General features: G+C 70.1%; 16 protein-coding genes and 1 pseudogene. 9 read left to right on the top strand and 8 right to left on the bottom strand.

Annotated elements, in window-relative coordinates:
• The first annotated feature begins 42 nt into the window (after positions 1–42).
• Both I2W78_RS09730 and I2W78_RS09725 read left to right on the top strand, forming a co-directional pair.
• Positions 43–3528: a trypsin-like peptidase domain-containing protein gene (locus I2W78_RS09730; RefSeq protein WP_196458727.1), complete on the top strand. Its 3486-nt coding sequence runs from the start codon at positions 43–45 to the stop codon at positions 3526–3528.
• Between the two features lie 155 nt (positions 3529–3683).
• Positions 3684–4631, top strand: a complete 948-nt coding sequence (locus tag I2W78_RS09725) for a bifunctional riboflavin kinase/FAD synthetase (RefSeq protein ID WP_196458725.1) — start codon at positions 3684–3686, stop codon at positions 4629–4631.
• 86 nt (positions 4632–4717) lie between these two features.
• Here I2W78_RS09725 and I2W78_RS09720 read toward each other — a convergent pair.
• The 3 genes and pseudogenes from I2W78_RS09720 to eccE form a co-directional block, all read right to left on the bottom strand.
• A pseudogene (locus I2W78_RS09720) lies at positions 4718–7737 on the bottom strand (SCO5717 family growth-regulating ATPase).
• 341 nt (positions 7738–8078) lie between these two features.
• Positions 8079–8852, bottom strand: a complete 774-nt coding sequence (locus tag I2W78_RS09715) for a hypothetical protein (RefSeq protein ID WP_196458723.1) — start codon at positions 8850–8852, stop codon at positions 8079–8081.
• Between the two features lie 5 nt (positions 8853–8857).
• A complete protein-coding gene (gene eccE, locus I2W78_RS09710) occupies positions 8858–10174 on the bottom strand; it encodes a type VII secretion protein EccE (RefSeq protein WP_196458721.1) in 1317 nt (438 codons plus the stop codon).
• Positions 10175–10372: 198 nt separating this feature from the next.
• Here eccE and eccB point away from each other — a divergent pair, with 198 nt between their 5' ends.
• From eccB to I2W78_RS09675, 7 genes are all read left to right on the top strand, one after another.
• Complete coding sequence (gene eccB / locus I2W78_RS09705) at positions 10373–11899, top strand: type VII secretion protein EccB (RefSeq protein ID WP_196458719.1); 1527 nt, start codon at positions 10373–10375, stop codon at positions 11897–11899.
• Between the two features lie 14 nt (positions 11900–11913).
• A complete protein-coding gene (gene mycP, locus I2W78_RS09700; protein ID WP_374222723.1) occupies positions 11914–13152 on the top strand; it encodes a type VII secretion-associated serine protease mycosin in 1239 nt (412 codons plus the stop codon).
• A 207-nt stretch (positions 13153–13359) separates the two neighbouring features.
• Entirely contained in the window at positions 13360–13791 is a 432-nt protein-coding gene (locus I2W78_RS09695) for a hypothetical protein (RefSeq protein ID WP_307783655.1), read from the top strand.
• The gene (locus I2W78_RS09690; RefSeq protein WP_196458715.1) at positions 13791–15500 is read left to right on the top strand and encodes a hypothetical protein; all 1710 of its coding nucleotides are present in this window, start codon (positions 13791–13793) and stop codon (positions 15498–15500) included. Before I2W78_RS09695 ends, I2W78_RS09690 begins: the two co-directional genes overlap by 1 nt.
• A 156-nt stretch (positions 15501–15656) precedes the next feature.
• A complete protein-coding gene (locus tag I2W78_RS09685) occupies positions 15657–16796 on the top strand; it encodes a S8 family serine peptidase (protein ID WP_307783654.1) in 1140 nt (379 codons plus the stop codon).
• 104 nt (positions 16797–16900) lie between these two features.
• Entirely contained in the window at positions 16901–17239 is a 339-nt protein-coding gene (locus I2W78_RS09680) for a WXG100 family type VII secretion target (RefSeq protein WP_196458713.1), read from the top strand.
• Positions 17240–17318: 79 nt separating this feature from the next.
• Complete coding sequence (locus I2W78_RS09675) at positions 17319–17621, top strand: WXG100 family type VII secretion target (RefSeq protein WP_196458712.1); 303 nt, start codon at positions 17319–17321, stop codon at positions 17619–17621.
• 197 nt (positions 17622–17818) lie between these two features.
• On the opposite strand, the gene I2W78_RS09670 is transcribed toward I2W78_RS09675, so the two are convergent.
• From I2W78_RS09670 to I2W78_RS09650, 5 genes are all read right to left on the bottom strand, one after another.
• A complete protein-coding gene (locus tag I2W78_RS09670; protein ID WP_196458711.1) occupies positions 17819–18469 on the bottom strand; it encodes a hypothetical protein in 651 nt (216 codons plus the stop codon).
• A gap of 26 nt (positions 18470–18495) precedes the next feature.
• Complete coding sequence (locus I2W78_RS09665) at positions 18496–19512, bottom strand: hypothetical protein (RefSeq protein WP_196458710.1); 1017 nt, start codon at positions 19510–19512, stop codon at positions 18496–18498.
• A gap of 1 nt (position 19513) precedes the next feature.
• Positions 19514–21787 (bottom strand): hypothetical protein, encoded by a 2274-nt coding sequence (locus I2W78_RS09660; RefSeq protein ID WP_196458709.1) that lies wholly within the window; start codon positions 21785–21787, stop codon positions 19514–19516.
• Between the two features lie 54 nt (positions 21788–21841).
• On the bottom strand, positions 21842–22234 hold the full coding sequence (locus tag I2W78_RS09655; RefSeq protein WP_196458708.1) for a hypothetical protein: 393 nt from the start codon (positions 22232–22234) through the stop codon (positions 21842–21844).
• A gap of 58 nt (positions 22235–22292) precedes the next feature.
• Positions 22293–23485 (bottom strand): IS3 family transposase gene (locus tag I2W78_RS09650; protein WP_196455809.1). Its coding sequence is split into 2 segments (ribosomal slippage): positions 22293–23221 and positions 23221–23485, totalling 1194 coding nucleotides; the frame shifts between segments, so codons are not numbered across the junction.
• Positions 23486–23797 lie beyond the last annotated feature (312 nt).

The raw sequence follows: 23797 nt of genomic DNA, 5'->3' as shown, positions 1-23797 counted from the left end.
TCAGGGCACAGATGTACGGCGGTACGGCGGGGAGGTTCGACCATGGCGGTACAGGGCCGGGGGACCGCACCGCGGCACGGCGGGCGCGGCCCGGGTGACGCCGTCCTCGTCCGCATCCACGACCTCGCCGGACGTCCTCGCGGCACCGGCATCGTCGCCGACCATCACGGCACCGTCCTCACCAGCCACGAGGCCGTCGACGGACTGGCCCGGCTGGTCCTGCGCGCCGGGGACCGCAGCTGTGTCGTGCCCGCCGAGGCGGTCACACCGCTGCCGGAGCGGGATCTGGCTCTCGTACCCGCCGAGGGGCTGGGCGTGGAGCCGCTGCCGATCACCGTGCGGGACCGGGTCGAGACCGGCGCGTATGTGCGGATCGCCGCGGGCTGCTGGCGTGAGGCGCGGGTGCTGGGAGCGGCGACGGGCGTGACGTACACGGCCACGGACCGTTTCCGTCAGCTCGACCACGTGCTGGAGCTGGCGATCGGCACGGCTGGGCGGGACGCCCTGCGGCTGGGCGGTGGCGCGGCCGGGGGACCGGTCGTCGACGCCGGTACCGGCGCCGTGGTCGCGGTGCTCGGGACGGCGCTGCACACCGGCCACCGTGACTGCGGGTTCGCCGTGCCGCTGCGGCCCGCGCAGAGCGGTCCGCTGGCCGAGTTGCTCGCCCGCAACGCGGCGACGGTGCCCGCGTACGGGGCCGACCTCAACCTCGCCGGGGTGCTCGCACTCACGGCGGCCTCGGTACGGCAGGACGGACCGCAGGGTCACGTGGGGCGGGAGGGGGCCGTCGCGCCAGTCGAACGGGCGGCGGTCGTACGGGAGTTCGCCGCGTTCACCGAGGGTCCGGCCAACGTCCTCGGACTCGTCGGGCCGCCGGGCAGTGGTCGTACGACGGAACTCGCGGCGCTTGCCGCCCGGCGCGACCAGGGTGCGGAACCGACGCCGACCCTGTGGCTGCGGGGCGCCGATCTGCGGGACGAGGACGGGTCGGTGGCGGATGCGGCCCGGCGGGCGCTGAGCCGGGCGGCGCGGATCGTGGCGGCGGCAGGGGGTGGGGCCTTGCTTGAAGGGGCCTCCCCTGGTGGGGCCGGGACTCTTGTTGGGGTCGGGACTCTTGGTGGGGCCGGGACCGGCGACACCGGCCCGGAGCGTCTGGCCGGGCTCGCCCGTGCCGCCGGTCGTCCTCTGCTCCTGCTTCTCGACAACCCCGAGGAGATGCCCCCGGCCCTGGCTCGGCGTCTTTCCGAGTGGACGGACGGGACCGTGAGGTGGCTGCGGGAGACGGGGGCGCGGTTGGTCGTGGCGTGCCGGGCGGAGTACTGGGAACGCGCGGGGGCGGAGTACCCGGCGGAGTGCCTGTACCCGGGCGTGGGACAGCCCGGTGACCTGCCGCCCTGCGTCCCCTTGGGGGACCTGGACGAGGACGAGGCCCGACGCGCCCGCGCCCGTTACGATCTCCCCGAAGGCGTCCTCGCCGCCCCCGACGCCCGTCACCCCCTCACCCTCCGTCTCCTCTCCGAGGTCCTCGCCGCCGCCCCGGACGCCCGGCCGGTCGCCCCGCTCGACCGGCACGACGTCCTCGCCGCCCACCTGGACCTCATGTGCCTGCGCGTGGCCGTGCGGCTCGCCGCCGAGAACGGGCTGCGGGGCACCGCCGTACGGCGGCTGGCGGCGAAGGTGGCCGGGCAGGTGCACGAGGCCGCCCGGCGCAGCCTCGGGCCCGGGCAAGGCGAGCTGGACCGGGACGTGTTCAAGGCCCTGTTCCCGTGGGGCCCGGCCCCGGTCCGGCTCGGCGGCGGCACCGGCTGGGCGCCCGCCGTCCTCGCCGAGGGCCTCCTCGTCCCGGCCGGCACCGGCTACCGCTTCGCCCACGAGGAGCTCGCCGACTGGCTCCAGGGCACGCACCTCGACCTGGACGAGGCCCTGCGCGCCCTGGTCCACCACCGCCCCGCCCCCGACGCCGAACAGCCGGATCCCCTCCCGCACCACCGCATCGGCCCCGTCGTGCAGGCCCTGCTCCAGCTCGCCCGGCAGCACGGCACACACCGGCTCTCCGTCCGCCTGGAGGAGCTGGTGCACGCCCTGGACGCCGACCCGCACTCCTGGTGGGCGGCCCGGCTGCTCGGCGAGACGCTGCGCCGGGTGCCGGACGCCACGCCGTATCTCCGTGTGCTGCGGCTGCTCGCCGACGCGATCGTCGACCGGCGGCGGCAGGGGCTTGCGGTGCCGGGGGAGTTCGGGCCCGGCTTCTGGACGGAGCCGGCGCTGCCCGGCGCCGAGCGCCTCGACCTGCTGCGCCGCCTGGTCCTCGCCGACAGCGGCCCGGCCGACGGCGGCCGGTACCTCGACGCCGCCGCCCGGCTGCTCGCCGCCGACCCCACCGCCGTACAACCGCATCTCACCCGCTGGTTCGACGACGAGCGGCCGCTCCCCGCCGCGCCGCACGCGACCGTGGCGACGGCCGCGCAGGCGCTGCTGCACACGCATCGGCGGCGGGCGCTGGACGACCTCACGGAAGCGCTGGTCGACAGCGCGCACCGGCGGGGCGACGAGCTGCTCGGCGTACTCGCCGAGGAGGAGCCCTCCGCCGTGTGCCGGGCCGTGGACCGGTGGGCGCACGACGAGCGGTCGGCACGGCGGGCGGCGGCGGTGACGTACGGGCTGCGCGCCATGCCCCACGCCCGCAGTGAGGCCGACCGCGAGCTGCTGCGCTACGCGGCCCTCGCCCTGCTCGCCCGCCCCGCCGACGGCGGTCTGCACGGCGGGGCGCTCGGCCTCCTCGTCCGCGATCCGCGCACCCGGGCCCGGTACCTGCCCCGGGCGGTGGAGCACTTCGCGGCCGGTGATCCGCAGCTGCCCGCGAGCGCGCTGGTGACCGCCCTGGCGACCCACCCCGAGCCGGTGCTCGGCGCCTTCCGGGCCCGGCTGCACCGGCCGGACGCCGAGGAGGCGCTGTTCACCCTCGCCGACGCGGCGACCCCGGCGCTGGCGCGGCGCGTCGCCGATCTGGTCCGGGACGCCGTGACGCCGTGCCCGGAGCGGGCCGCGCCCGTGGCCGCGTACGTCGACCGGCGCCTCGACACCGGGCCCGCCGCCAGGACCGTGCTGTTTCCGCTGGTCACCGGCCTGCTGAACGGTGGGCCCGAGCAGCTGCGGGTGGCGCTGTCCACCGTCGTCGGCGCACCCGGCACCCCCGTCTCCCGCGCCCTGCGCCGCGAACTGTGCGACTTCCTGCTCGTCCACGAGCACGCCCCGCCCGTCCTGGAATCCCTGCTGCGGACGGCCGCCCGGCACGGCGGGGACGAGTTGCGCGCCCTGGTCCATCGCACCGGCATGCTCCTCGTCCGCACCCCGGCCGGCGCGACCCGCTTCGACCGCACCCTCCTCGACCTCGGCCGCGAGGTCCCCGGCTTCGCCGCCCGGGTCGCGCACTGGCTGAACGACGCCCCGCAGGACTGGGCCGCAGTGGTCGGCCCCAGCACTCGCCGGATGATCGAGAACCTGGTCGGGGCGAGGGTTCCCGCGTGACGGGGACCGTGGGTGCGGCCGGTTCAGGCGTGATCGCGGGCTGCACGTGCGTCCGGTCACAGCCCCCATGCCGGTGCGGGCCGGACCCTCGCGGCATGGCACCCTTAGACCTGCGTAAGAGGCATAGACGGACACGGGTTCGAGGAGCGGTCACAGTGCAGCGCTGGCGTGGCTTGGAGGACATCCCCGAGGACTGGGGACGCAGCGTCGTCACCATCGGCTCCTACGACGGTGTCCACCGCGGGCACCAGCTGATCATCCGGCACGCCGTGGACCGCGCCCGCGAGCTGGGCGTACCCGCCGTCGTCGTCACCTTCGACCCGCACCCCAGCGAGGTCGTCCGCCCCGGCAGCCACCCGCCACTGCTCGCCCCGCACCACCGCCGCGCCGAACTGATGGCCGAGCTGGGCGTGGACGCGGTGCTGATCCTCCCCTTCACGGCGGAGTTCTCGAAGCTCTCGCCGGCCGACTTCGTCGTCAAGGTCCTGGTCGACAAGCTGCACGCCAAGGCGGTCGTCGAGGGCCCCAACTTCCGCTTCGGCCACCGCGCCGCCGGAAACGTGGAGTTCCTCGCCGAGCAGGGCAAGGTCTACGACTTCGAGGTCGAGGTCGTCGACCTGTTCGTGTCGGGCGAGGCGGGCGGCGGCGAGCCGTTCTCGTCGACGCTGACGCGGCGGCTGGTGGCCGCCGGGGACGTGGCGGGGGCCGCGGAGATCCTCGGCCGCCCGCACCGGGTCGAGGGCGTCGTCGTACGCGGGGCCCAGCGCGGCCGCGAGCTGGGCTTCCCCACCGCCAACGTCGAGACGCTGCCGCACTCCGCGATCCCGGCCGACGGGGTGTACGCGGGGTGGCTGGTGGTGGCGGGCGAGGCCATGCCGGCCGCGATCTCCGTGGGCACCAACCCGCAGTTCGACGGCACCGAGCGCACGGTGGAGGCGTACGCCATCGACCGGGTGGGGCTGGATCTGTACGGGCTGCATGTCGCCGTCGACTTCCTGGCCTTCGTGCGCGGGCAGGCGAAGTTCGACACGCTCCAGGCTCTGCTGGAGCGGATGGCGGAGGACGTGAAGCAGTGCCGGGAGCTGATCGGGGCGGTGTCGTAGGCGGCCCATGGGCCTGTACGACGTGAAGGGCGGCCGGTGCCTGTGGGGCACCGGCCGCCCTTTGTTCACGTGTTCACGGCCCTTCGCTACTGCTGGGGCGGCCCGTCGGGCTGACCGGGCTGCGGGTAGCCGTAGCCGGGCTGCTGGGGGTAGGGGGCAGGCTGGCCCGGCTGCGGCGGGTAGGGCTGCTGGCCGGGGGCGTACTGCTGGCCGGGCATCGGCTGTCCCGGCACGGGCTGCCCAGGCATGGGCTGACCCGGCATCGGCTGCTGCCCCTGCATCGGCTGGCCGGGCATGGGTGGCTGGCCGGGGATGGGCTGGCCCGGCATGGGCGGGGCGGCGACCGGGGGCGGGTTGCCGTCGCTGGTCCACAGGCCGTGCATCTGCTGGTGGCGCACGAAGTCCTCGGCGACCATGGCCGCGAGGTTGAAGTACGCCTCCCGCACCTTCGGCCGCATCATGTCGAGGTCGACCTCGGCACCGGCGGCGAGATGCTCGTCGAACGGCACGACGATGACACCCCGGCACCGCGTCTCGAAGTGGGAGACGATGTCCTCGACCTTGATCATCTTGCCGGTCTCGCGGACGCCCGAGATGACGGTGATGGAACGCGAGACCAGGTCCGCGTACCCGTGCGCGGACAGCCAGTCCAGGGTCGTACTCGCGCTGCTCGCACCGTCCACGGACGGCGTCGAGATGATGATGAGCTGGTCGGCGAGGTCCAGCACACCGCGCATGGCGCTGTAGAGCAGTCCGGTGCCCGAGTCGGTGAGGATGACCGGGTACTGCTTGCCGAGCACGTCGATCGCGCGCCGGTAGTCCTCGTCGTTGAAGGTCGTCGAGACGGCCGGGTCGACGTCGTTGGCGATGATCTCCAGGCCGGAGGGAGCCTGGGAAGTGAACCGCCGGATGTCCATGTACGAGTTGAGGTACGGGATCGCCTGGACGAGGTCACGGATGGTGGCGCCGGTCTCGCGGCGCACGCGGCGGCCGAGCGTACCGGCGTCCGGGTTGGCGTCGATCGCGAGGATCTTGTCCTGACGCTCGCTGGCGAGGGTGGAGCCGAGGGCGGTGGTGGTCGTGGTCTTGCCGACGCCGCCCTTGAGGCTGATCACGGCGATGCGGTAGCAGGACAGCACCGGCGTCCGGATCAGCTGCAGCTTCTGCTGACGCTCGGCCTCCTCCTTCTTGGCGCCCAGCTTGAACCGGGAGACGGCGGCCGGACGCCCGCTCTTCGCCTTCTGCTTCTTGTTGATCAGCCGGTCGGAGGACAGCTCGACGGCCGCGGTGTAACCGAGCGGCGCCGCACCGGGGTTGGTGGGCTGACGCTGGTCGTGCTGGAGCGGCTGCGGCCAGGCGGTGCCGAGGCGGGGGTCGGCGGGTGGGGTGGGGGCTGGTGGGGGTGGGCCTGGGGGTGGGGCTGGGGCTGAGGCTGGTGTGGGGGTTGGGGGAATCCCTGCGGGGCCCCGGTGGGGGGCTGTTGCGGGTGCTGGGGGGTGTGGGGGTTCTGCGGGTTCTGGGGGTTGGGCTGCTGAGGGATGTCGGGGTGGGGGGTCTGCTGCGCAGCCGGGGGCGCGGGGGGCGCCGGGGGCTGGGGGAAGCCGTAGCCGCCCTGGGGGTTGGGCGTGCCGGGGTGGGGGAAGCCGTAGCCACCCTGGGCGTTGGGGGTGCCGGGGTGCGGGAAGCCGTAACCCTGCTGGGCGTCGGGGGCGCTCTGGGGCGGGAAGCCGTAACCCTGCGGGGTGTTGGGGTTGGGAGCCGGTGCCTGGGTCGGCGGCGTCCACGCGGCCGGTGCGGGCTGCGGCGGCTGCGGCTGGAAGGGCGGCTGCTGCGGAGGCAGGGGCGGCTGGCCCTGCGCGGCGGCGGTCGGCTGGGGGTGGGGCGCGCTCGGGTCCGGCTGGGGGTGGGGCTGGGGCACGCCCGGGTCCGGCTGGGGCTGGGGCGCGCTCGGGTCCGGCTGCGGCTGCTGCGGTTGGGCCTGGGGCTGTGCGGGCCACTGGGCGGCGGGGGCCGGGGCCGCGGGCTGGTACGACGGCGGCAGCGGCGGCACTCCGCTCTGCGGGGCGGGCGGGGGAGTCCAGGCCGAGGGCGCGTCGGGTGGGGCCGGTGCGTCGGTCTGGTGGGCGTTGTCCTGGGGAGCGTCGTTCTGCGGCGCCGCGTCGGAGGCGTCCGCCTTGGCCGGAACGGCGGCTTGGACCGACTCCGCGTCGGCGGGAGCGGTGTCGTCCGCCCCCTCGGTGCCCTCCGGCTCGGTCACGTCGGCCTCGGAGGCGGCGTCGGCGGCGGGGGCGTCGTTGTGGTCGTCCCTGTCTTCAGTGACGCCGGTCTCCTCCGACTCACCCTCCGGGCGCTCATCGGCCTCGGCCTCGGCAGCCGCGTCGGCCGCGGCCGCGAGGTCGGCGATCTCCCGCTTCAGAGAGGCCGCGGAGAACCGCATGGTGGCGCCGCTCTCCAGGTCCCCGTTCCCGGACTCGGCGCCCTCGGATGCCTGGGGAGCTTGGGGAGCTTGGGGAGCCTCAGGGGCAGGGGCAGGGGCAGGGGCAGGGGCAGGGGCAGGGGCAGGGGCAGGGGCGGGAGTGACCGGCGGCTGGGGCTCGAACCCGCTCCCCTCGGGAAGCTTCGGCACACCCCCGGACTCCCCGGTCGCCGACGCGGGCGGCGGGAACGGAATCCCCGGCTCGGGAGCGGGCGGAGGCGGCGTGAACGGCACTCCGGGCATCGGCACGGGCGGGGGCGGCGCAAAAGGCGCCGTCGGAGCGGGGTGAGCGGGCGGCCCGAAGTCCGCGTGCGGCGGCGGCACCGGCATGGAGGGGGAGGGGGAGGGGGCGGTGGGTGCCGAGGGAGCCGCAGAAGCGGGAACGGACCCAGAAGACCCTTCAGCTTCTGAAGCCCTAAAAGCCCCAGAAGTCCCAGAGTCGGACGAAACAGCCCCCGAATCCGCCGAGTGCCCCGAACCCCCCGACCCCCCGGCCGCGTTCTGCGTGTACCAGGCAGGCGGCGCGTAGTCGATGGTGAACTCGCCCGTCATCTCGACGGCCTCCGCGTCGGGCTGGTCTTCGTCGGGTGTGGCCCAGCCCCCGCGGATCCCGTCCCGATCGCTGCTCACAGTTCCTCCTGGTGTGGTCGACCACCGTCATGCCGTGCGGGGGCGACCATTACTTGTCGGGCTTGGTCGATTCGAGGTCGTCCGATCCACCGGCTCTCCCCCTGGGGCGCGGACGCCCGGTCCGTCGCTTTGGCGTCGCGCCCGGTACCAGCCTAATCACCACGCCGCCCATCTCGGCAGGCCCATCCGCTCCATCACGGCCGGTCCGCGGTGTCACATTCGGCCCGTGGGTGTCCGTAGGTCATCCCGCTGGTGAACAAACCGATGGATAACGGATGTTGGGACGGGAACAAAGGGACAAACGCCCACGAATATGCAATTCACGTCAGGCGGCAGCCGATTCAGTCCATCCTTCGCGGCATACCCAACAATCCGATCTCGGCGTCCGTGGGCTGAGTCATCACGTATTGCCTGTCACGGTCGGTGCACCAGAGCGTGAGGCCGTCGGGCAGGGTGGGCAGGGCGTCCACATCGGCCCGGGGCAGCGCCATCGTGCGCCCCAGCTCGGCGGCCTCGTCCGGGGAGACGCGCTGCACCCCGACGAGTCGTGCCTGCCGCACCAGCCGGGGAGCCACGGGGCTGAGGTACGGCAACACAGTCAGCACCGACTGCCAGGGCCCGGAGACGACCCGGCCGCGTGGTGGGCGCATACCGCAGTCCCGCACCACCAGCACAGGCGTGCCCGCCGACGTACCCTGCGGGGGCACTCGACCGACGTCGTACACCGCCAGACCGTTCTGCCCGCCGCCCATGGCATGCACCATCTGCATCCAGGCCTGCGGACGACCGGTCTCCACGGCGACGCGCGCGCCCGTCGCCGCCGCTCTCAGGGCGATGACCTGGGCGGTCCACAGGCCGCCGATGAGGACGACGTCGTAAGGGGTAGGCCGGTTGAGCCCCAGCACGGCCGGCCGGTTCTCCGCGTCCACCCCTATGACGACGCCGTCGTCGCCGATGGGCAGTGTGAGCGCGTCAAGCTGGTCGACGGACACGAAGTGCCGCGCATGTCGCGGACCGATCAGCCCGAAGCCGCTGCGCAGCAACTCCCGTGCCCGCCGGGGTGCGGTGGGTCGCTGCTCACCGCGGCCGGTGGCCTGTCCCGCTCGTGTGGTCATGGCCATCAGCGGGCACCTCCGAGGGGCAGAGTGGCGAGCATGCCTGGCACCTGCTCCCGGTCGAGGCGGGCGAGTCCAGTGCCGGTGTGTCGTGCCGCGGCCTGCAACGCCCGCCGGGCCGCGACGAGTTCGTCATCGCTGCGCCCGGTCACCCGCAGATGGCCGCACACGGACACCTCCTGCCGGTCGCCGCGCGTCAGGGTGAGGCTGAAGGTCGTGGCGAGCGCGGGGACGGCCGTGATAAGGGCGATGACCTGCGGCATAGAGGGTGCCCGGTGGCCTCCCGGGGAAGGCCACCGGCGGATCCAGTACGTGGTGTGCCTGCGGTTGTCGCAGCGCCAGCTCCGGCCGGACTCCTCGGTTCGCCGCTCGCGTGCTTCCGTACGGCCGGCCTCCGCCGTCACCAGCGGGTTGGCGCAGGACGAGGTGGCTATGGCGGCGGTCAGCTGCTCCTCGTCGAGGAGGGTGGCCCGGAACCCGGCTCCGGTCAGTCGGCTCGCGAGCTGATCGGCGGCACGCACGACGCACTTCTGTGCGCCCGGCAGACCACCACCGCGTGCCGCCACGGCCTCCGGGCACAGCTCCGGATCGAGCTTCAACGCGATCCATGTGATGCGCACGGCCGGCGCACCCGTCTGCTCCTGCAGAGGCGCGTAGTTGGCGACAGCCACGGACTGCTGCGGCAGATGGAGCGCGGGCGCGGGCTGGGTGTGCAGCACGACCTGCGCCGACTCCAGCCGGATCCCGTCCACCTCCAAGGCGTCGTACACCAGGCTCAGCGGCAGCGGCTGTCGGTTCCGGTCGGCTCGCAGCGCGGTGGCATCGGCCTCCACCTGCAAAACGGCGGTGACGAAGGTGCCGTCTCCGATGATGCCGACGGGGCGGCGGTCACGACCGGCGTACGTATACGTCCTCAGACTCGGGTCGCACTCCACTGCGGGCGCGAGTCCCGGCTCCGTGCCCGGCGGTATCGGCGTGCTCTCGGCCCGCCGCTGCCGTGCCCGCAACGCCCGTGCCGTGGCCAGCCATTCGGGCAGGGAACGGCCGCGACGGCGGACGAAGGAGACCAGCACCAAGCAGACGGCGACGACGGCCGCCACCACGAGGGCCACCGTGCCGATCACCCATCCGACGAGCAGCGCGGCGGCGGCGACCTCCAGCAGAACCACGCGTTGCAACCGGAATGCCCCGGCCTGCCCCGAACGCGCCCTGAGGTGGAGCGCCCCCGACGAGCCCGACCGCTGCGCAGGCTCCTGCCGAGGCGCTGCGGAGCCCTCCGCCCGCGACCGGCCGCCGGACCGGACGCGTGTCCCGGAAGCCATCACTCCATCCCCCCGCTTTGCTCACGACTCGCTGAATTTCAGCACCACACAGGGCCATTGAAGGCCCGGACACCCTACCCGCTCGCCAAGTCCCTTCGAATACCAGGCATAGTAGGGGGCCGGTCCGACAACGGAGGCGGGGGAGCGCGTCACCCGCCCTGGGCGGCCCACGCGAAACACGGGGAGAGACAGTCACAGATGGCATCTCGGCGGGACCAGCTCAATGCCTACACCTTCGCGAAGCGCCGCATGCTCGCGGCCTTCCTGCAGTCGTCGCCCGACGGCTCGGAGGAGGGAGCGCCGCGACCGCTGCGCGCGGTCCTGCCCGGCGTCATCGTCGGGGTGATCGTCATGGCGGTCTTCGGGGCGTGGGGCATGTTCAAGCCGACCGCGCCCAAGGGCTGGGACGAACCCAACGCCAAGGTGATCATCGCCAACAAGTCGACCACGCGCTACGTCGTACTGAAGACCGACGGCCAGGTACAGCTCCACCCGGTCCTCAACATGGCCTCCGCGAAGCTGCTTCTGGAGGCCGGGCGGGGCGACGTCGTGACCGTCGCCGAGTCCGTTCTCGACAATGGCAAGATCCCCCACGGCGTCACCATCGGCATCCCGTACGCGCCCGACCGCCTGCCCGCGGCGGACGAAGCGGGCACTGTGAAGCGCTGGGTGGTCTGCGAGCGGCCGAGCGCGGGCGGCGGCGACTCCGTGCAGAAGGCCGCCCTGGTGCTCTCCTCCCGCGACATGAAGGCGACCGACGGCAAGGGGCGCCTCAGCGGCGGTGAGCTGCTCTACGTCGCGGACCCCGACGGCAAGCGCTACGTCGTCGACGCGGGCGGCACGGCGTACCCCATCGACAAGAGCGACGAACTGCTGCTGCGCGCCGTGGTCGGCTCGGGCCGGCAGCCCCAGCGGGTGTCCGCCGAGTGGCTGGCGACCCTGCACCAGGGTGACCCGATCACCTTCCCGGACATCACCGCGCAGCCGGGGGACGCGGCCGGCGCACCAGGCCAGCTGGACGAGGCGACCAACAAGGTCGGCATGGTGCTCAAGGCGCCGGACAACAACGCGGACCAGTACTACGTGGTGCTGCCCGGCCGGGTGGCCCCCGTCTCCGCATTCGTCGCCCAGCTCCTGCTGTTCAGCGAGGAGCTCGCCCCCCTCGGCCAGGCCGGTCAGGCCGGCGAGGTCAGCCCCGGCGCGATCGTGCCGGGCAAGCCGTTCGGCACCGAGCACCACTGGCCGACCGGGGACCCGGCCCCCGTCAACGAGGCCTCGGCCGCGAAGGGCAGCCGCAGCACGATCTGCAACGTCCTGCGCGGAGTGAACGCCGGCACGGGCGCCACCACGCTGAGCACCTGGGCGGGCACGGACTTCCCCAAGAAGCTGCCCGCGGGTTCCTCCAGCGCCTACGTCACGCCGGGTTCCGGCCAGCTCTACCGCCAGTTCCAGGGCGAGGCGACGAAGACCGGCCCGGTGTTCCTGGTCACCGACACGGGCCTGCGCTACGTCCTGCAGTCCAACGGCGACAGCGCCACGGACGACGCGGGCATCGGCACCACCGCCGAGCAGCGCGAGCAGCAGCAGAAGGAGGCCATGCAGGCCCAGACCCTCCTCGGCTACAAGGACGTCGACCCGGCGCCGATCCCCGCCACCTGGTCGGAGTTCCTGCCCACCGGCCCACGTCTGTCGACGGCGGCGGCCCGCCAGCCGCAGGGCTCGTGAGGGGGACGGTGACAGTGTTTCGTACGACGCTGGTGGCGGCCGCGACCCTGCTGACGGCGACCACGCTGCTCGCACCTCCCGCGGCGGCCGCGGACAAGCTGCCGTACTCGGACCAGTGCACGTTCCCCAACGGCCAGTACCCGGGCCGCCCTTGGTCTTTGCAACGCGTCATGCTGGACGAACTGTGGAGCCAGTCCACCGGCAAGGGCGTGCGGGTGGCGGTCATCGACACGGGCGTCGACGTGAAGAACCCACAGCTCACGGACGCGGTCGACGTGAAGGCCGGCCGCAACCTCCTGCCCAGGAACCTCAAGGACGACAACGGCGACCCGATCGAGCGGGGCAACGAGAACGGCACGACGGACACCGTCGGCCACGGCACCAAGGTCGCCGGCATCATCGCGGCCCGCCCCGCGAGCGGCACCGGCTTCGTGGGCCTGGCGCCCGAGGCGACGATCATCCCGATCCAGCAGAACGACGCGGAGGGCCACGGCGACACGAAAGGTCTGACCGCCGCGATCCGCCACGCCATCGCGTCCAAGGCCGGGGTCATCAACATCTCCCAGGACACCTCGAACGCGGCGAAGCCCCACCCGGAACTGGAACAGGCGATCGCCGAAGCCCTCGCCCAGGAAATCGTCGTCGTGGCGTCGGCCGGCAACGACGGCGTCGGCGGGAACGTCAAGGAGACGTACCCGGCGTCCTACGACGGCGTCCTCGCGGTCGCCGCCTCCGACCGCAACAACGAACGCGCCTCCTTCTCCCAGTCCGGCGACTTCGTCGACGTGGCGGCCCCCGGCGTCGACATGATCTCCACGGTCCCGCAGGGCGGCCACTGCTCCGACAACGGTACGAGCTTCTCGGCGCCGTACGTGGCGGGCGTAGCGGCGCTGATCAAGGCCGAGCACCCCGACTGGACGGCCCGCCAGATCGTCGCCCAGATCGAACAGACGGCGGAGCGCACCATCGCCGGCCACGACCGCCTGGTCGGCTGGGGCGTGGTGGACCCCGTCCGCGCGCTGACGGAGGACGATCACCCGATCGAGTCCCCAAGCCCCCGGGAGGGCCTGACCCGGGCCGAGGCCCCCACGCCCGCGAAGTTCCAACTCGGCGAGACCCCCGACGAACGCAACGCCCGCCTGGCCACCTACGTGGCCGTGGCCGCGGCGGTCCTGGCCGCGGGCCTCACCGGCACAGCGGTGGCGATCCGCGACGCGCGGCGGCGGGCGCGGAGGGTCGCCGGGGCGGAGTAGCAACCCACCTCGTCGGCGGCCGACTTGGCGCAGGTGACGGCCTGTCGTGAAGAACCGGTGAAGCTCCGATCAGCGGTACTGGGGTTGTCGCATATGGCAGTTGGGGCTGTCAGTGGGAGTCATTAGAGTGGTCATGTTGCGGTCATGAACACTTGAGGGGCGTGGGCTGCTCAGGTCGGGCAACGGACAACGGGGAGGGATAGCTTCGTGCTTCCTGCAGACACGGGCGGGGGCGCCGACGTACGGCGTGGCCTGATGGCGCTTTCGAAGTTCAAGGAGCGCGTCGACGACCTGCTCAAGAACTTCGAGGACTCGGCGGGCGGCCCGTCGAAGGTAGCGGCTCACAGCCTGTCGCCGGCCGCTTTCGGCATGGGCGACTTCCCGGAAGCGAAGTCGCTCCACCTGGAGTACGAGCGCGTGCACGAGCGCATCACGTCCCTGTCCAAGTCGCTCGGCCTCCAGCTGGAGGCCATGTACATCGCCGTGCACGGTGTGGACGTCACCTTCGACAACCTCGAAGAGGAGGCCCGCCACCGGTTCCACGAGATCCGGGCCGAGGTCAACCAGCAACGCGACGAGATGCTGCACGAGCAGATCAGGCGCAAGAACAACGCCGATCACACTGACGCGGGGTACTGATGAGCGGCGACAAGGACAAGAAGCAGCCGAACCTCCACGAGGCGGAGCACCAGGAAGCCGCCCAGCAGAACGGCACCCTCGACGCGGTCATGAGCATGACCGACGTGGTCAACCTCAGCCCCTGGGGGCCGGTCAGGGGCTTCCACTTCGGCAAGACCAGCTTCGAGAACCACGACCTCAACCAGATGATCGACATCGTCGACTCCGCGAGCCCGGAGCTCCTGGAAGAGGCCGGGAACGCCCTCGTCAGCGCGCGCGACGCCATCAAGGCGGCCGCCGAGGAACTCAGCCTCAACCTGCAGGACGTCGACTGGGAGGGCGAGGCGCACAAGGCTTTCCGGACCTGGGGCAACGACCTGGTCACCACCGCCGAGGCACTCGCCGACTACGCCGATACGGTGGGCACCCAGGTCATGGCGGCGAGCTCCGGCCTCGCCTCGGTACGCAAGTCGATGCCACCGCGAGACACCCGCTCCGAACCCAAGACGGTCGACGACATCCCCGAGCCCAAGCGGGTCGAGAGCAACGACGAGTACACGGCGGCGGTGAGGGCGGAGAAGCACCGACAGGAAGCCATCAACCAGATGTACCGGTTGGCGTCGTTCTACACGGTGTCGAACGGGATGATGCAGAAGGCTGAGGAGCCGGTGTTTCCCACGATGCCGGATGTGGGGGTGCCGCAGCCGCCGCCGGGCTGGAAACATCCGATCCAGCGGTCGGGGCGCGAGTCGCTTTCCAGCGTGGCCGACTCAGGAACCACGCGCCACGACTCTGTTGACTCCGGAGCGACACTAGCGCGTGTCGAGGACTTGTCGACATCCCGCCAGAGCGTGGACGGGTCTGTCAGGTCTCCGGAACGGCACGTGGGAACAGAGATCGACTCCGTCGGTACCTTGCCGCCGCAGGAGACCTTGAAGCCTACGCCCGTTCCATCGCCTTCGACGCAGGGTCCTAGCGTTACTCCAGTGGGAACACCCCCTCCCGTTGTCACACCCCCGGTTTCACGCGGTCCGGTCGGGCGCACCTCAGGCACCAGCGGCGTCCCCGCGACCAAAACTCCTCCCTCGGCACAGGGACGAGTCGGTGGTACGCCGCCTGGAACCCCGGCAGGGCGTACGGGAACCGGGCCCATGGGCCCGGTGGGACGTACTGCCATGCCAGGGCAGGCAGGGGGCCGCACACCTGGCCCCATGGGGCGAGGCGTGATCGGCGGAATGCCAAGGCCTACCGGACCGGTGGTCGGGCAGGCCGGTGGCGTCCCGCGTGGCCCTGTCACCGGAATGGGAGCCACGAACCCCGGGCGTACCGTCGCCGGCCGAGCCGGCGTTGGGCGTCCCACTGATGGCGTCATCGGTGGTAGGCCTGTCGCTGGAGGCACCCCTGGCACCAGCGGTTCCAGGGTGCCGCGCGGCACAGTCATCGGTGATCAGAACGCACCCACCTCGCGCGGCTCGGGCGAGAGGCCGGGCCAGCGTGGGGTGATCGGAGCACCGGGGTCGAGGGCGGGCGCGGGACAAACGTCTCGCCGCTCTGGCGGCAGCCCTGACGGTGTGGTCGCAACGCCCAAGGGACGAGCTTCCGGGTCCAGGAGCGACGGACAAACACCCGGCGGTAACGGCGGAATGCGTGGCCCCGCAGGCAATCAGGGTTCCGGCGAGATGGCTTTGCGCCGTGACGAGCGGCGCGATAGGGCGTCGTCGACCGACTGACCGGACAAGAGCGAGGACAAAAGAGGCATGGTGGCAGGGATCAGCCGACGCGGTGGGTCGAGCGCGCCTTTCACTGGACGTAACGGGAGACGGGTTTCAGCCGTCTGCTCAGCGCTCGGCGCCTTGGCCGCTCTGTCGGCAGGCCTGGCTCCGAGCGTGGCAGCCGCAGACGTCCAGTCCCAGCAGTGGTACCTGTCGGCGATGAAGGCCGACGAGATGTGGAAGGTGAGTACTGGCAAGGGCGTCAAAGTGGCCGTTGTCGATACGGGAGTCAACCCTGACACTCCGTCACTCAAGGGGCAGGTGCTCGTCGACGAAACTCCGAAGGCGTTTGCATACAAGGCGACCGACGACTTCGACGGCCATGGGACAAGCATGGCGGAACTCATCGCCGGTACTGGGGCCGGAGATGGTCTGAAAGGGCTTGCCCCGGGTGCAAAAATAGTCCCTTATCGAATCGCCCTTAAAGGGCTGAACAAGTCAGAACTGGTGAAGGCTCCTAATGAGGCGGCAGTGATCAGGGCCATTGCTGACAGCGACGTCAAAATTATTAACATGTCCTATGGTGGCAACATCGACGAGCCCGATGTAAGGGCGGCCGTCAAGTATGCCCAGTCGAAGGGCAAGTTGATGATCGCGGGCACTGGCAACGACGCCCAAGAGAAAAACTTCATCGGATACCCAGCCGCCTACCCCTACGTAGTCGGCGTCGCCGCCTCGGACGAATCCGGAACAGTCGGAAAGTTCTCCGAGCACGGCAACTACGTCGACCTGGCCTCCCCTGGCCTGAATGTCCCCACCTGGTGCGACAACACCTTCCGTTCGTACTGCCCCAGCCAGGGCACCAGCCAAGCCACCGCCATCGCCTCCGCCTCCGCCGCCCTCATCTGGTCCGCCCACCCCGACTGGACGGCCAACCAGGTCCTCGCCAGCCTGATCGACACGGCCGGACGTGACTGGGCGAAGGACGACCCGAGCACGTACCTCGGATACGGCCTGATCCGCCCCCGCAAGGTGCTGGAGAACGCCGACTACAACCCCGTCCCGGCCAACACCGACCCGCTCGCCAAGGAAAACGCGACGGGCGTCACGGACGACAAGGGAGCCTCCCCCTCCGCCTCAACCTCGTCGCAAGCCGTCCCCAAGGACACCGCAGGCGGCCAGACTTCGGCGGCAGCATCGAGCCCGGAACCGTCCGACAACACCACGACGTGGGTGGCCCTCGGGGCCGCAGCGGCCGTCCTGGTGATCGGGGGCGGCGCCTTCGCGGTGATCCGCTCCCGGCGAGGAGCATGACGACTCACCGCACGACCCACGCACGACTGACCAGTCACACCACCGCCCTGACGCGGTGACGCGTGCAGAAATGAACCACAGCTCTCACGAAACGGAGTGCCGAAATGGTCGACCGCAAGCTCAATGAAGGCGACGTACAGCGGCTTCAAACGGAAGTCATCGATCGCTACGACAACATCCGCCAGTCGCTCGCGAAGCTGCAGGGCACGATCGACATGATCGAGAAGGCCTGGAGGGGCCAGGGCGCCAACGCGTTCAACACGAAGCAGACCGAGATCAACGGCCACATGGTCGCGATCGGCAAGATGCTCGACGACTTCCTCGAGGGCATCCAGATGAACAAGACCGACAAGCGCAATCTCGAAGGCCAGATCGAGGCCGACATGACCAAGATCTCGGTCGAGGACCTCGGCGGCAAGACGTCGGCGCTCAACAGCTACTGACGAACCACTCGCGGCACTGAGCCGCACCACCGCCCGGGCCGCGCAGCCCGACTGAAATCGTCACAGAAACGAGGGAAACATGTCCGGAGCGCACTACGACGAACTTGCCGTCACGTACGGCACCATGGACGCGCTCGCCACCGAGCTCGGCAACCAGGCCAAGAAGCTCGAGGAGGACCTCGAGGCCCTGAAGCAGGCCGTGCTCAACGTCTCGTCGGGCTGGGGCGGCGAAGCGTACAGCGAGTTCCAGAAGAAGTCCGCACAGTGGGACAAGCACGCCCGGGGCATCCACGCGGCGCTGGTCCAGATCTCGCAGCGCGTCCAGACCGCCGGCGGCGACTACAGGGGCGGCGACCTGAAGGGCGCAAGCTACTTCATGTAACAGCACGGCATTCCACAGCACCGGGGTGGGCGCGCACGGGAGGCGCCCACCCCGGTGCTGTGTCGCGCTACTCAGGGCAGCTCACGCATTTGGCAGCGTCGCTCGGCAGACTCATGCCCCAGCGAACGCCGCTTCGGTGCACGCCGGTACGAAGCGTGATCAAGCCGAAGGGGCATCAGCAGGGTTCCGGACTGTACTCACTGCACCTGGCCCGCGAGCGCTTCTGTGAGGTCGGCGACCTGGTTCCGGTTCAGGGAAGCGGTCCCAGCCTCCCCGGCACCGACCAGGAGGGCGGCGTCTCCGTCGCCGTCGAGCTTCAGGCGTACGGCGGCGACATTGCCGCTGTCGGTAATGACCACCTCACCGGTCTCGGCCTTCGCGACCTTGTCGACGTAACTGGTCAGGTCGTCGGAGGATACCGCAGCCAGAGAGGAGACCACCGGCGCCAGCGGGGCGATCCCGCTCTGCTCACGGGTGGCGAGGGTGTGCACCCGCACGTTCTCCTCACCGAGGTGGAACGTGCAACTCACCAGGGCGCCCGGGTTCTCGGCTAGGGGCTCCCCGGGCTTGGCGCGCTTTCCGCCCTCGGCCGTGGCGACGGGTTCGTCGCCGTCGCGCACAGGCCCAGGGCCGGTCTCCGCGTCCAGGCCCGCGGTCTTGGCGGCTGCGGCCATATCGTAGGGCAGCGGGCAGGCGTTCGCCCCGTCGTCCGGTACACCGTCGGCCGTTTCGGTCAGGCCGCTCAGACTCAGCGGTGCCGTACCGCTGCTGCTGTCGCTCTGGCAGCCGGTCATCAGGGCCGCAGTCAGAGCAGCCACGATCGCCAGCCGGTGTCGTGCGTGTGTCACGTGTGGTGTCCTCAGTGCTCTCTGGGTCAGTGCGCGTTACAGCCGAACCGTTTGCCGGCGACATCGATGAAATTGTCGAACAAGTTCCGAATACGTGGGGTGCCGGGCTTCCCGACGGCGGAGGCGTACTCCTGTCCGAATTCCATGGAGAAGTACGTCGGAGTGCCCGCGCAGTCGGCAACCACGTGCCTGGCATCGAAGCCAGAGACTTGGAGGCCGGCCACGCGTTTCTGTTTCGTGAACCCGGGCGAGGAGCGGATGCCCGCTATGATGTGCGGTTCGTGAGTCACGACATAGGTGGCGTACCCGGAAACCTCGCACGACCAGGTAGGGCTGGAGCGGTCCTGGACTGACTCCATCGCCTTCGCCTGGTCTCCTGGCGGCCCAGGGAACTCTAGGCCGGAGAGGTCACACACCACGCCATCTTTGACCTGGCGTGGTTCCGGGGCCGCGACGAGGGTGTCGGGGGCAGTGAGGGGCTGCTTGGTCGCGCAATCCGCCCTCTCGGCCGCGGTGTTGGCAACCTCGGTCAGGAGGCGAGTGAAATTCACTGGGTCCGAGCCTTCGGGAGCGTATCCCTCTATGATGGCGGGCCCGTCGGCTGTCGTGCAGGCGTCGGGCAGCAGGACCCAGGCGTGGTCCGAGCCAATGGCGCCGGTGGCGCCGCCCGAGAAGAACGACATCGTTACCGGGCTCGGCCAACGGCCGTTGTCGGTGAAAGGGAAGTCGCCGCGCTCGCGGCTCCCCATGATCCTCAAGTACTCGGTATCCGAGCCCGGGAGGAAGGAGGAGAGTTCCACCGTACAAGTGAAAGCGAGCTGGTCGCTTGGACGGTCGTCCAAACCGTCCCGGTCGGAGATGCGGCCAGACGCCGAGAAGACAGCTTCGGCCGAGTCGGTCGTCACCAGCCCCCCGCACACCTCCTTGCGGCCGAGAAGGTTGGTGTTCAACCACACATGCACGCCCACTGCCAGCACGGCGACCGCCACGAGGGTGGCAATGATGTTTCGTCCGAGACTTGCCCGGCCGCTTTCGTTCGTCATGTCACTTCCTCGTACGCAGAGCCGAGTACGCGTCCTCGCGCCCAGTGATGAAGCTCTGCTTGCCCTCGTCCCTGGCGTGCTGGTGAGCCTCTGTGCCGTAGATGCCGTGCTCGCGGCCCCACGCGTCAAGGATCGCGTTTGTGCCGCCGATTCCGGCGGACGTGGCGGAGCTGTCCTCGGACCTGGCCACGTCTTCCGCTGCGGATGTCACATCCTTGGAGTACTCGTAGGTGGCCGCGTCGACCATGCGCTGAACCGGGTCACCAACCACGGGGATCTGAGTGAAGAGGCCACCGACACCGTGGTACGTGTAGCGCATCTGGTCGTTGAGATTGCCAATCTTGGTGTCTCGGTCGTCGAGGATCATGTCGGAACCGATGGCGGTCATCGAGCCGTATACCTCACCGACGTGGCGAGCCTTGTTGTCCCAGTCGCCGACGACATTGGCCTGCTGGGCGGCCGGGGCGCTCCTGGCTGTGTCCAGGTACTCGGCGGAGTAGAGCTTCTGGTTCTCGTAGAGCATGTCGTAGACAAGGACGGGCTCACCATCGGGAGTCGTTCCGTACGCAGCGTCTGACACCCCGCGCATCACCCGGAGCAAGCTGTGCTTGCTGTTGGTGATGCTCGACTCGTCGCCATTCGCATTGATGCTGGACAGCCCCTGCGGGCTGCTCGGCTCGGTGCCGCTGAGGATCGCGTGGGTGTCGACTGTGTAGTCGGCGAGGGCGCGTCCGAGGGGAACCTTCAGGTTCTCCGGGATCGTGTCGCCCTTGCCGTCCTTGTCCAGCTGGGTGACGGTCTCTTGCATCACCCGTGCCTGTGCCTCCGTGTGGTGGTCGAAGGCCGCACCGGCAGAGTTGGGTTCCCGGCCGGTGGTCGCCGCCTCCAGCGCCGCGCCGAGTCCGGTGCGGTTGAGGGGATCGTCCATGGTGACGACCGTCGCACCGGCAACCGTGCTGTGCTGCGGCCACTCGCGCTCGTTGAGCAGGTACTTCATGTGGTCGTTGCCGACGTGATTGGAGCCCGAGCCATTGCCCGCGGGGTCGAAGAAAGCGGTGGCCGCGTCGGGGTTCTTACTCATGACGCCTAGGAGCCCGTCCAGGGCGTCCGCCCGGATTCCGTCGTGACCGGCGCCCCACTCGGTGAAGATGCCGGGTTGCTTCTTCTCGGCCGCTATTAGGTCGTCGCCCAGCTCGTAGAGGAACTGGTCGTCGTACTTCGAGCCACTGTGCTGCATCATGTTGACGAACAACTGATAACCGTAGAGCGGCTGGGTGTTCGTTCCGTAGTTCCTGGGGCCGTACTTGTCGAGGCTCTCGGTCCACTGCCGGTAGAACCTGCCGTCGTCGCTGGCGAGCCAGTCCTTGAACTTCTGCGACCCCGGTGGCGCGTCGGCGACCGAGCCAGGCACCTGGGTGGCCTGGGCGACGGTGTCGGCCAGGCCACCTTGGAGTTCCAGGTACTGGCCCTTGTGCTTCTTGTCGTCGTCGTAGGCGAGTTGGTTCAGCTCGTTGGTCAGCTTTATGGTGCCTTCGGGGCCAAGTCCCGTCAGCAGGGCTTGGCTGAACACCTTGTTGTCGGAGTTGTCGCGAAAGGCGCGGTCCAACTCGGCGAGTTCAGCCGCGGAGACTTTCTTGCCGTCTGCGAGCCGGGTCGCGATGTCCTCGGCGTTCTCGGCCTCGTACTTCTCAATGTCGCCCTGCGCCTTGCCGTTGAAGCCATTGGTCGTGCCGTCGGTGACGTTGGAGTCGATGACCACGGCCTTGAAGGCGATCTCGACACCCTTGTCGGCGTCGGTGACGTCCTTTACGAGCTGGTCGATGCGGTCCTGCCAGAGGTTGACGCTCTTGCGCACGCTGTCCTGGTAGTCAGGGTCGTGGTGGTAGGCGGTGCGGGCGCCTTCGCTGAGGCGCTCGGTGTCGAAGGAGACACGACCTTGGTCCGACACCTTCATGCCGGCTTCGACCGCTTCCTTGCGGGCGGTCTCGAGCTTGCCCCGCAGGTCCACGAACTGGGTGTGCGCGTCTCGGAGGAGTGAGGCGACAGCCTTGGCCTCGATTTGGGCGTTCTGGTATTCCTTGAGCGTGATGTCGAAGCGGCGGTTGGCGGCGTCAGCGCTCAGCCCCAGCCAGGCCTGGCCCATGGATATGCCGTGCACATCGCGGTGGTAGGCCTGCTCCTGTCTGTGGAACCGCTCGGCCATGTCGTCCCAGCCGTCGGCAGCTGCGGTGAGCGTGGCCAGGTCGGTCGTCATGATCTCGTGGTATGTCGGCATGGTCCCCGTTGTGCGCGTTGACGTGTGGGTTCGATGGCAGGAGTGGGCCGCGGCTCAGTAGCCGTCAAGGTTGGACGACTTGCGCACCCCGATTCCGACACCGAGGTCGGTGTTCTGGAAGAGGGTGTTGGTGCTGCGCAGGGCTTCCTTCTCCGACCCCAGACGGTTCATCAGGTTCTGCACCTGCTCACCCCAGGTCTTGTGGGCCTTTTTCAGCGCCGCCGAGGTGACCCACCCGTGGCCGTCCTTCGCCGCGAAAGCCTTGACCGCGGTGTTGGTCTCCTCGTCCGCCCAGTCACCGGCCTTGCGGGTGTCAGGCTCGATGTTCTCCTCGATGGCCCTGGCCGCGGCCTTCTTCTGTGCCGGACTCGATCCGAAATCCTTCTGACCACCCGATGGGGGCCCCGAAGAACCCCCAGAATCGGCCGGATACTGATTCAGTTGCATTTCGGCCGACTGTCCCTCTGAGCTGCCCCGAGTTTCGTAGAGTCCGATCTTGATTGGTTCAGGCGGACTGCGGGGTTTGCTCCTGGCTGCGCCAGAAGGCTTCCTCGTACTCGGCCGGCGGCACGTAGTCGAGCGCGGAGTGAAGACGCTCTTCGTTGTACCAGGTGATCCACTGGAAGATCGCCCGCTCGACCTGGTCGACGTCCTTCCAGGGTCCCTGCATCTCGATCAGCTCGGCCTTGAAGGTGCCGTTCAGCGCCTCGGCCATCGCGTTGTCATACGAGTCCGCGACGGAGCCGACGGAGGCTGAGGCGCCGATGTCGGCGAGCCGGTCGGTATACCGAATTGATACGTATTGCGACCCGCGATCGCTGTGGTGTATCAGTCCGGAGTCCTTCTTGATCCGACGCCGCCAGAGCGCCATCTCCAGGGCGTCCAGAGGGAGTTCGGTCCGCATGTGGTTCGCGACCTGCCAGCCGACGATCATCCGCGAGTACACATCCAGGACGAACGCCACATACGCCCATCCCGACCAGGTGCGGACATACGTCATGTCCGCGACCCACAGCTGATCGGGCCGGGAGGCGGTGAAGTCGCGGTCGACCAGGTCCGGCGGACGCGGCGCCGACGGTTCCGGAATCGTGGTCCGACGCCGCCGGCCACGGATGACGCCCTCCAGGCCCAGCTCGGCCATCAGCCTCTCGACGGTGCAGCGGGCCACCCCGTGGCCCTTGCGCCGAAGCGCGCGGGTGATCCGGCGGGCGCCATAGGTGCCGCCCGACTCCGCGTGGACCTCCTCGATCAGCGGCATGAGCTGCTCGTCCCGGAGCCGGCGGGCCGACTTCGGCCGCTTCTTGCGGGCGAAGTACGTCGACGGCGACAGCTCCAGCACCCGGCAGACGGGATCGACCCCAAGGCCCCTCTCGCGCAGGTGGTCGATCACCTGCTCGGCCTCGTCCGGGGACGGTCGATCTCCTGGGCAAAAAACACCGAGGCGGCTTTCAAGATCTCGTTCGCCCGCCGCAACTCCGCTACCTCTTTCCGGAGTTGCTTCAACTCGTCCAGCTCGGCGGTGGTGAGCCGGTCGTCCCGCTCGCCGCGGTCGGCCTCGGCCTGGCGGACCCAGCCTCGCAGGGCTTCCTTGTGGATGCCGAGGTCCTTCGCGACGTGCGCGATCGGGCGGCCGGTGGTGCGGACCTCGCGAATCGCGCGCTCGCGCAGTTCGTCCGGATATTTACGGGGTGCTGCCATGGTGCTGGTGGATCTCCTTCGCCAGGACCGTAACCCTGGCATCAGGGACTCCACAAATCTCAGTACAGCTCACTCAGGGCCACCGGCCCCGTACTGCCCTCCGACAGATTCCGTCACGATGCATGGCCCCCGTGCGCTCGTTTGGCGTGCACCCGGCAGGCTAACAACTGGCCGACACGCCGTGAGCGACGGGGATCACCTGGCCGCTCATCGACTGAGTGGTCAACCGGCACCAACCCGTCTGCATCAACGGGCTTGCCACGCCGCCTTGAGGTGAAGCCCCCCCCGGCCCCGCGGGCATCGGCCGAGGCC

It is taken from the genome of Streptomyces spinoverrucosus, assembly GCF_015712165.1.
Classification (GTDB): Bacteria; Actinomycetota; Actinomycetes; order Streptomycetales; family Streptomycetaceae; genus Streptomyces; species Streptomyces spinoverrucosus_A.
Note: the sequence above shows the minus strand (reverse complement) of the source record. Positions and strands in the feature narration are given on the sequence as shown.

What these genes read in the sequence shown, in the direction of transcription:
- I2W78_RS09730 (WP_196458727.1), top strand. Translation starts at nt 43, where the DNA reads ATGGCGGTACAGGGCCGGGGGACCGCACCGCGGCACGGCGGGCGCGGC.
- I2W78_RS09715 (WP_196458723.1), bottom strand. Translation starts at nt 8,852, where the DNA reads ATGACCACACGAGCGGGACAGGCCACCGGCCGCGGTGAGCAGCGACCC.
- eccE (WP_196458721.1), bottom strand. Translation starts at nt 10,174, where the DNA reads ATGGCTTCCGGGACACGCGTCCGGTCCGGCGGCCGGTCGCGGGCGGAG.
- eccB (WP_196458719.1), top strand. Translation starts at nt 10,373, where the DNA reads ATGGCATCTCGGCGGGACCAGCTCAATGCCTACACCTTCGCGAAGCGC.
- I2W78_RS09690 (WP_196458715.1), top strand. Translation starts at nt 13,791, where the DNA reads ATGAGCGGCGACAAGGACAAGAAGCAGCCGAACCTCCACGAGGCGGAG.
- I2W78_RS09680 (WP_196458713.1), top strand. Translation starts at nt 16,901, where the DNA reads ATGGTCGACCGCAAGCTCAATGAAGGCGACGTACAGCGGCTTCAAACG.
- I2W78_RS09675 (WP_196458712.1), top strand. Translation starts at nt 17,319, where the DNA reads ATGTCCGGAGCGCACTACGACGAACTTGCCGTCACGTACGGCACCATG.
- I2W78_RS09665 (WP_196458710.1), bottom strand. Translation starts at nt 19,512, where the DNA reads ATGACGAACGAAAGCGGCCGGGCAAGTCTCGGACGAAACATCATTGCC.
- I2W78_RS09660 (WP_196458709.1), bottom strand. Translation starts at nt 21,787, where the DNA reads ATGCCGACATACCACGAGATCATGACGACCGACCTGGCCACGCTCACC.
- I2W78_RS09655 (WP_196458708.1), bottom strand. Translation starts at nt 22,234, where the DNA reads ATGCAACTGAATCAGTATCCGGCCGATTCTGGGGGTTCTTCGGGGCCC.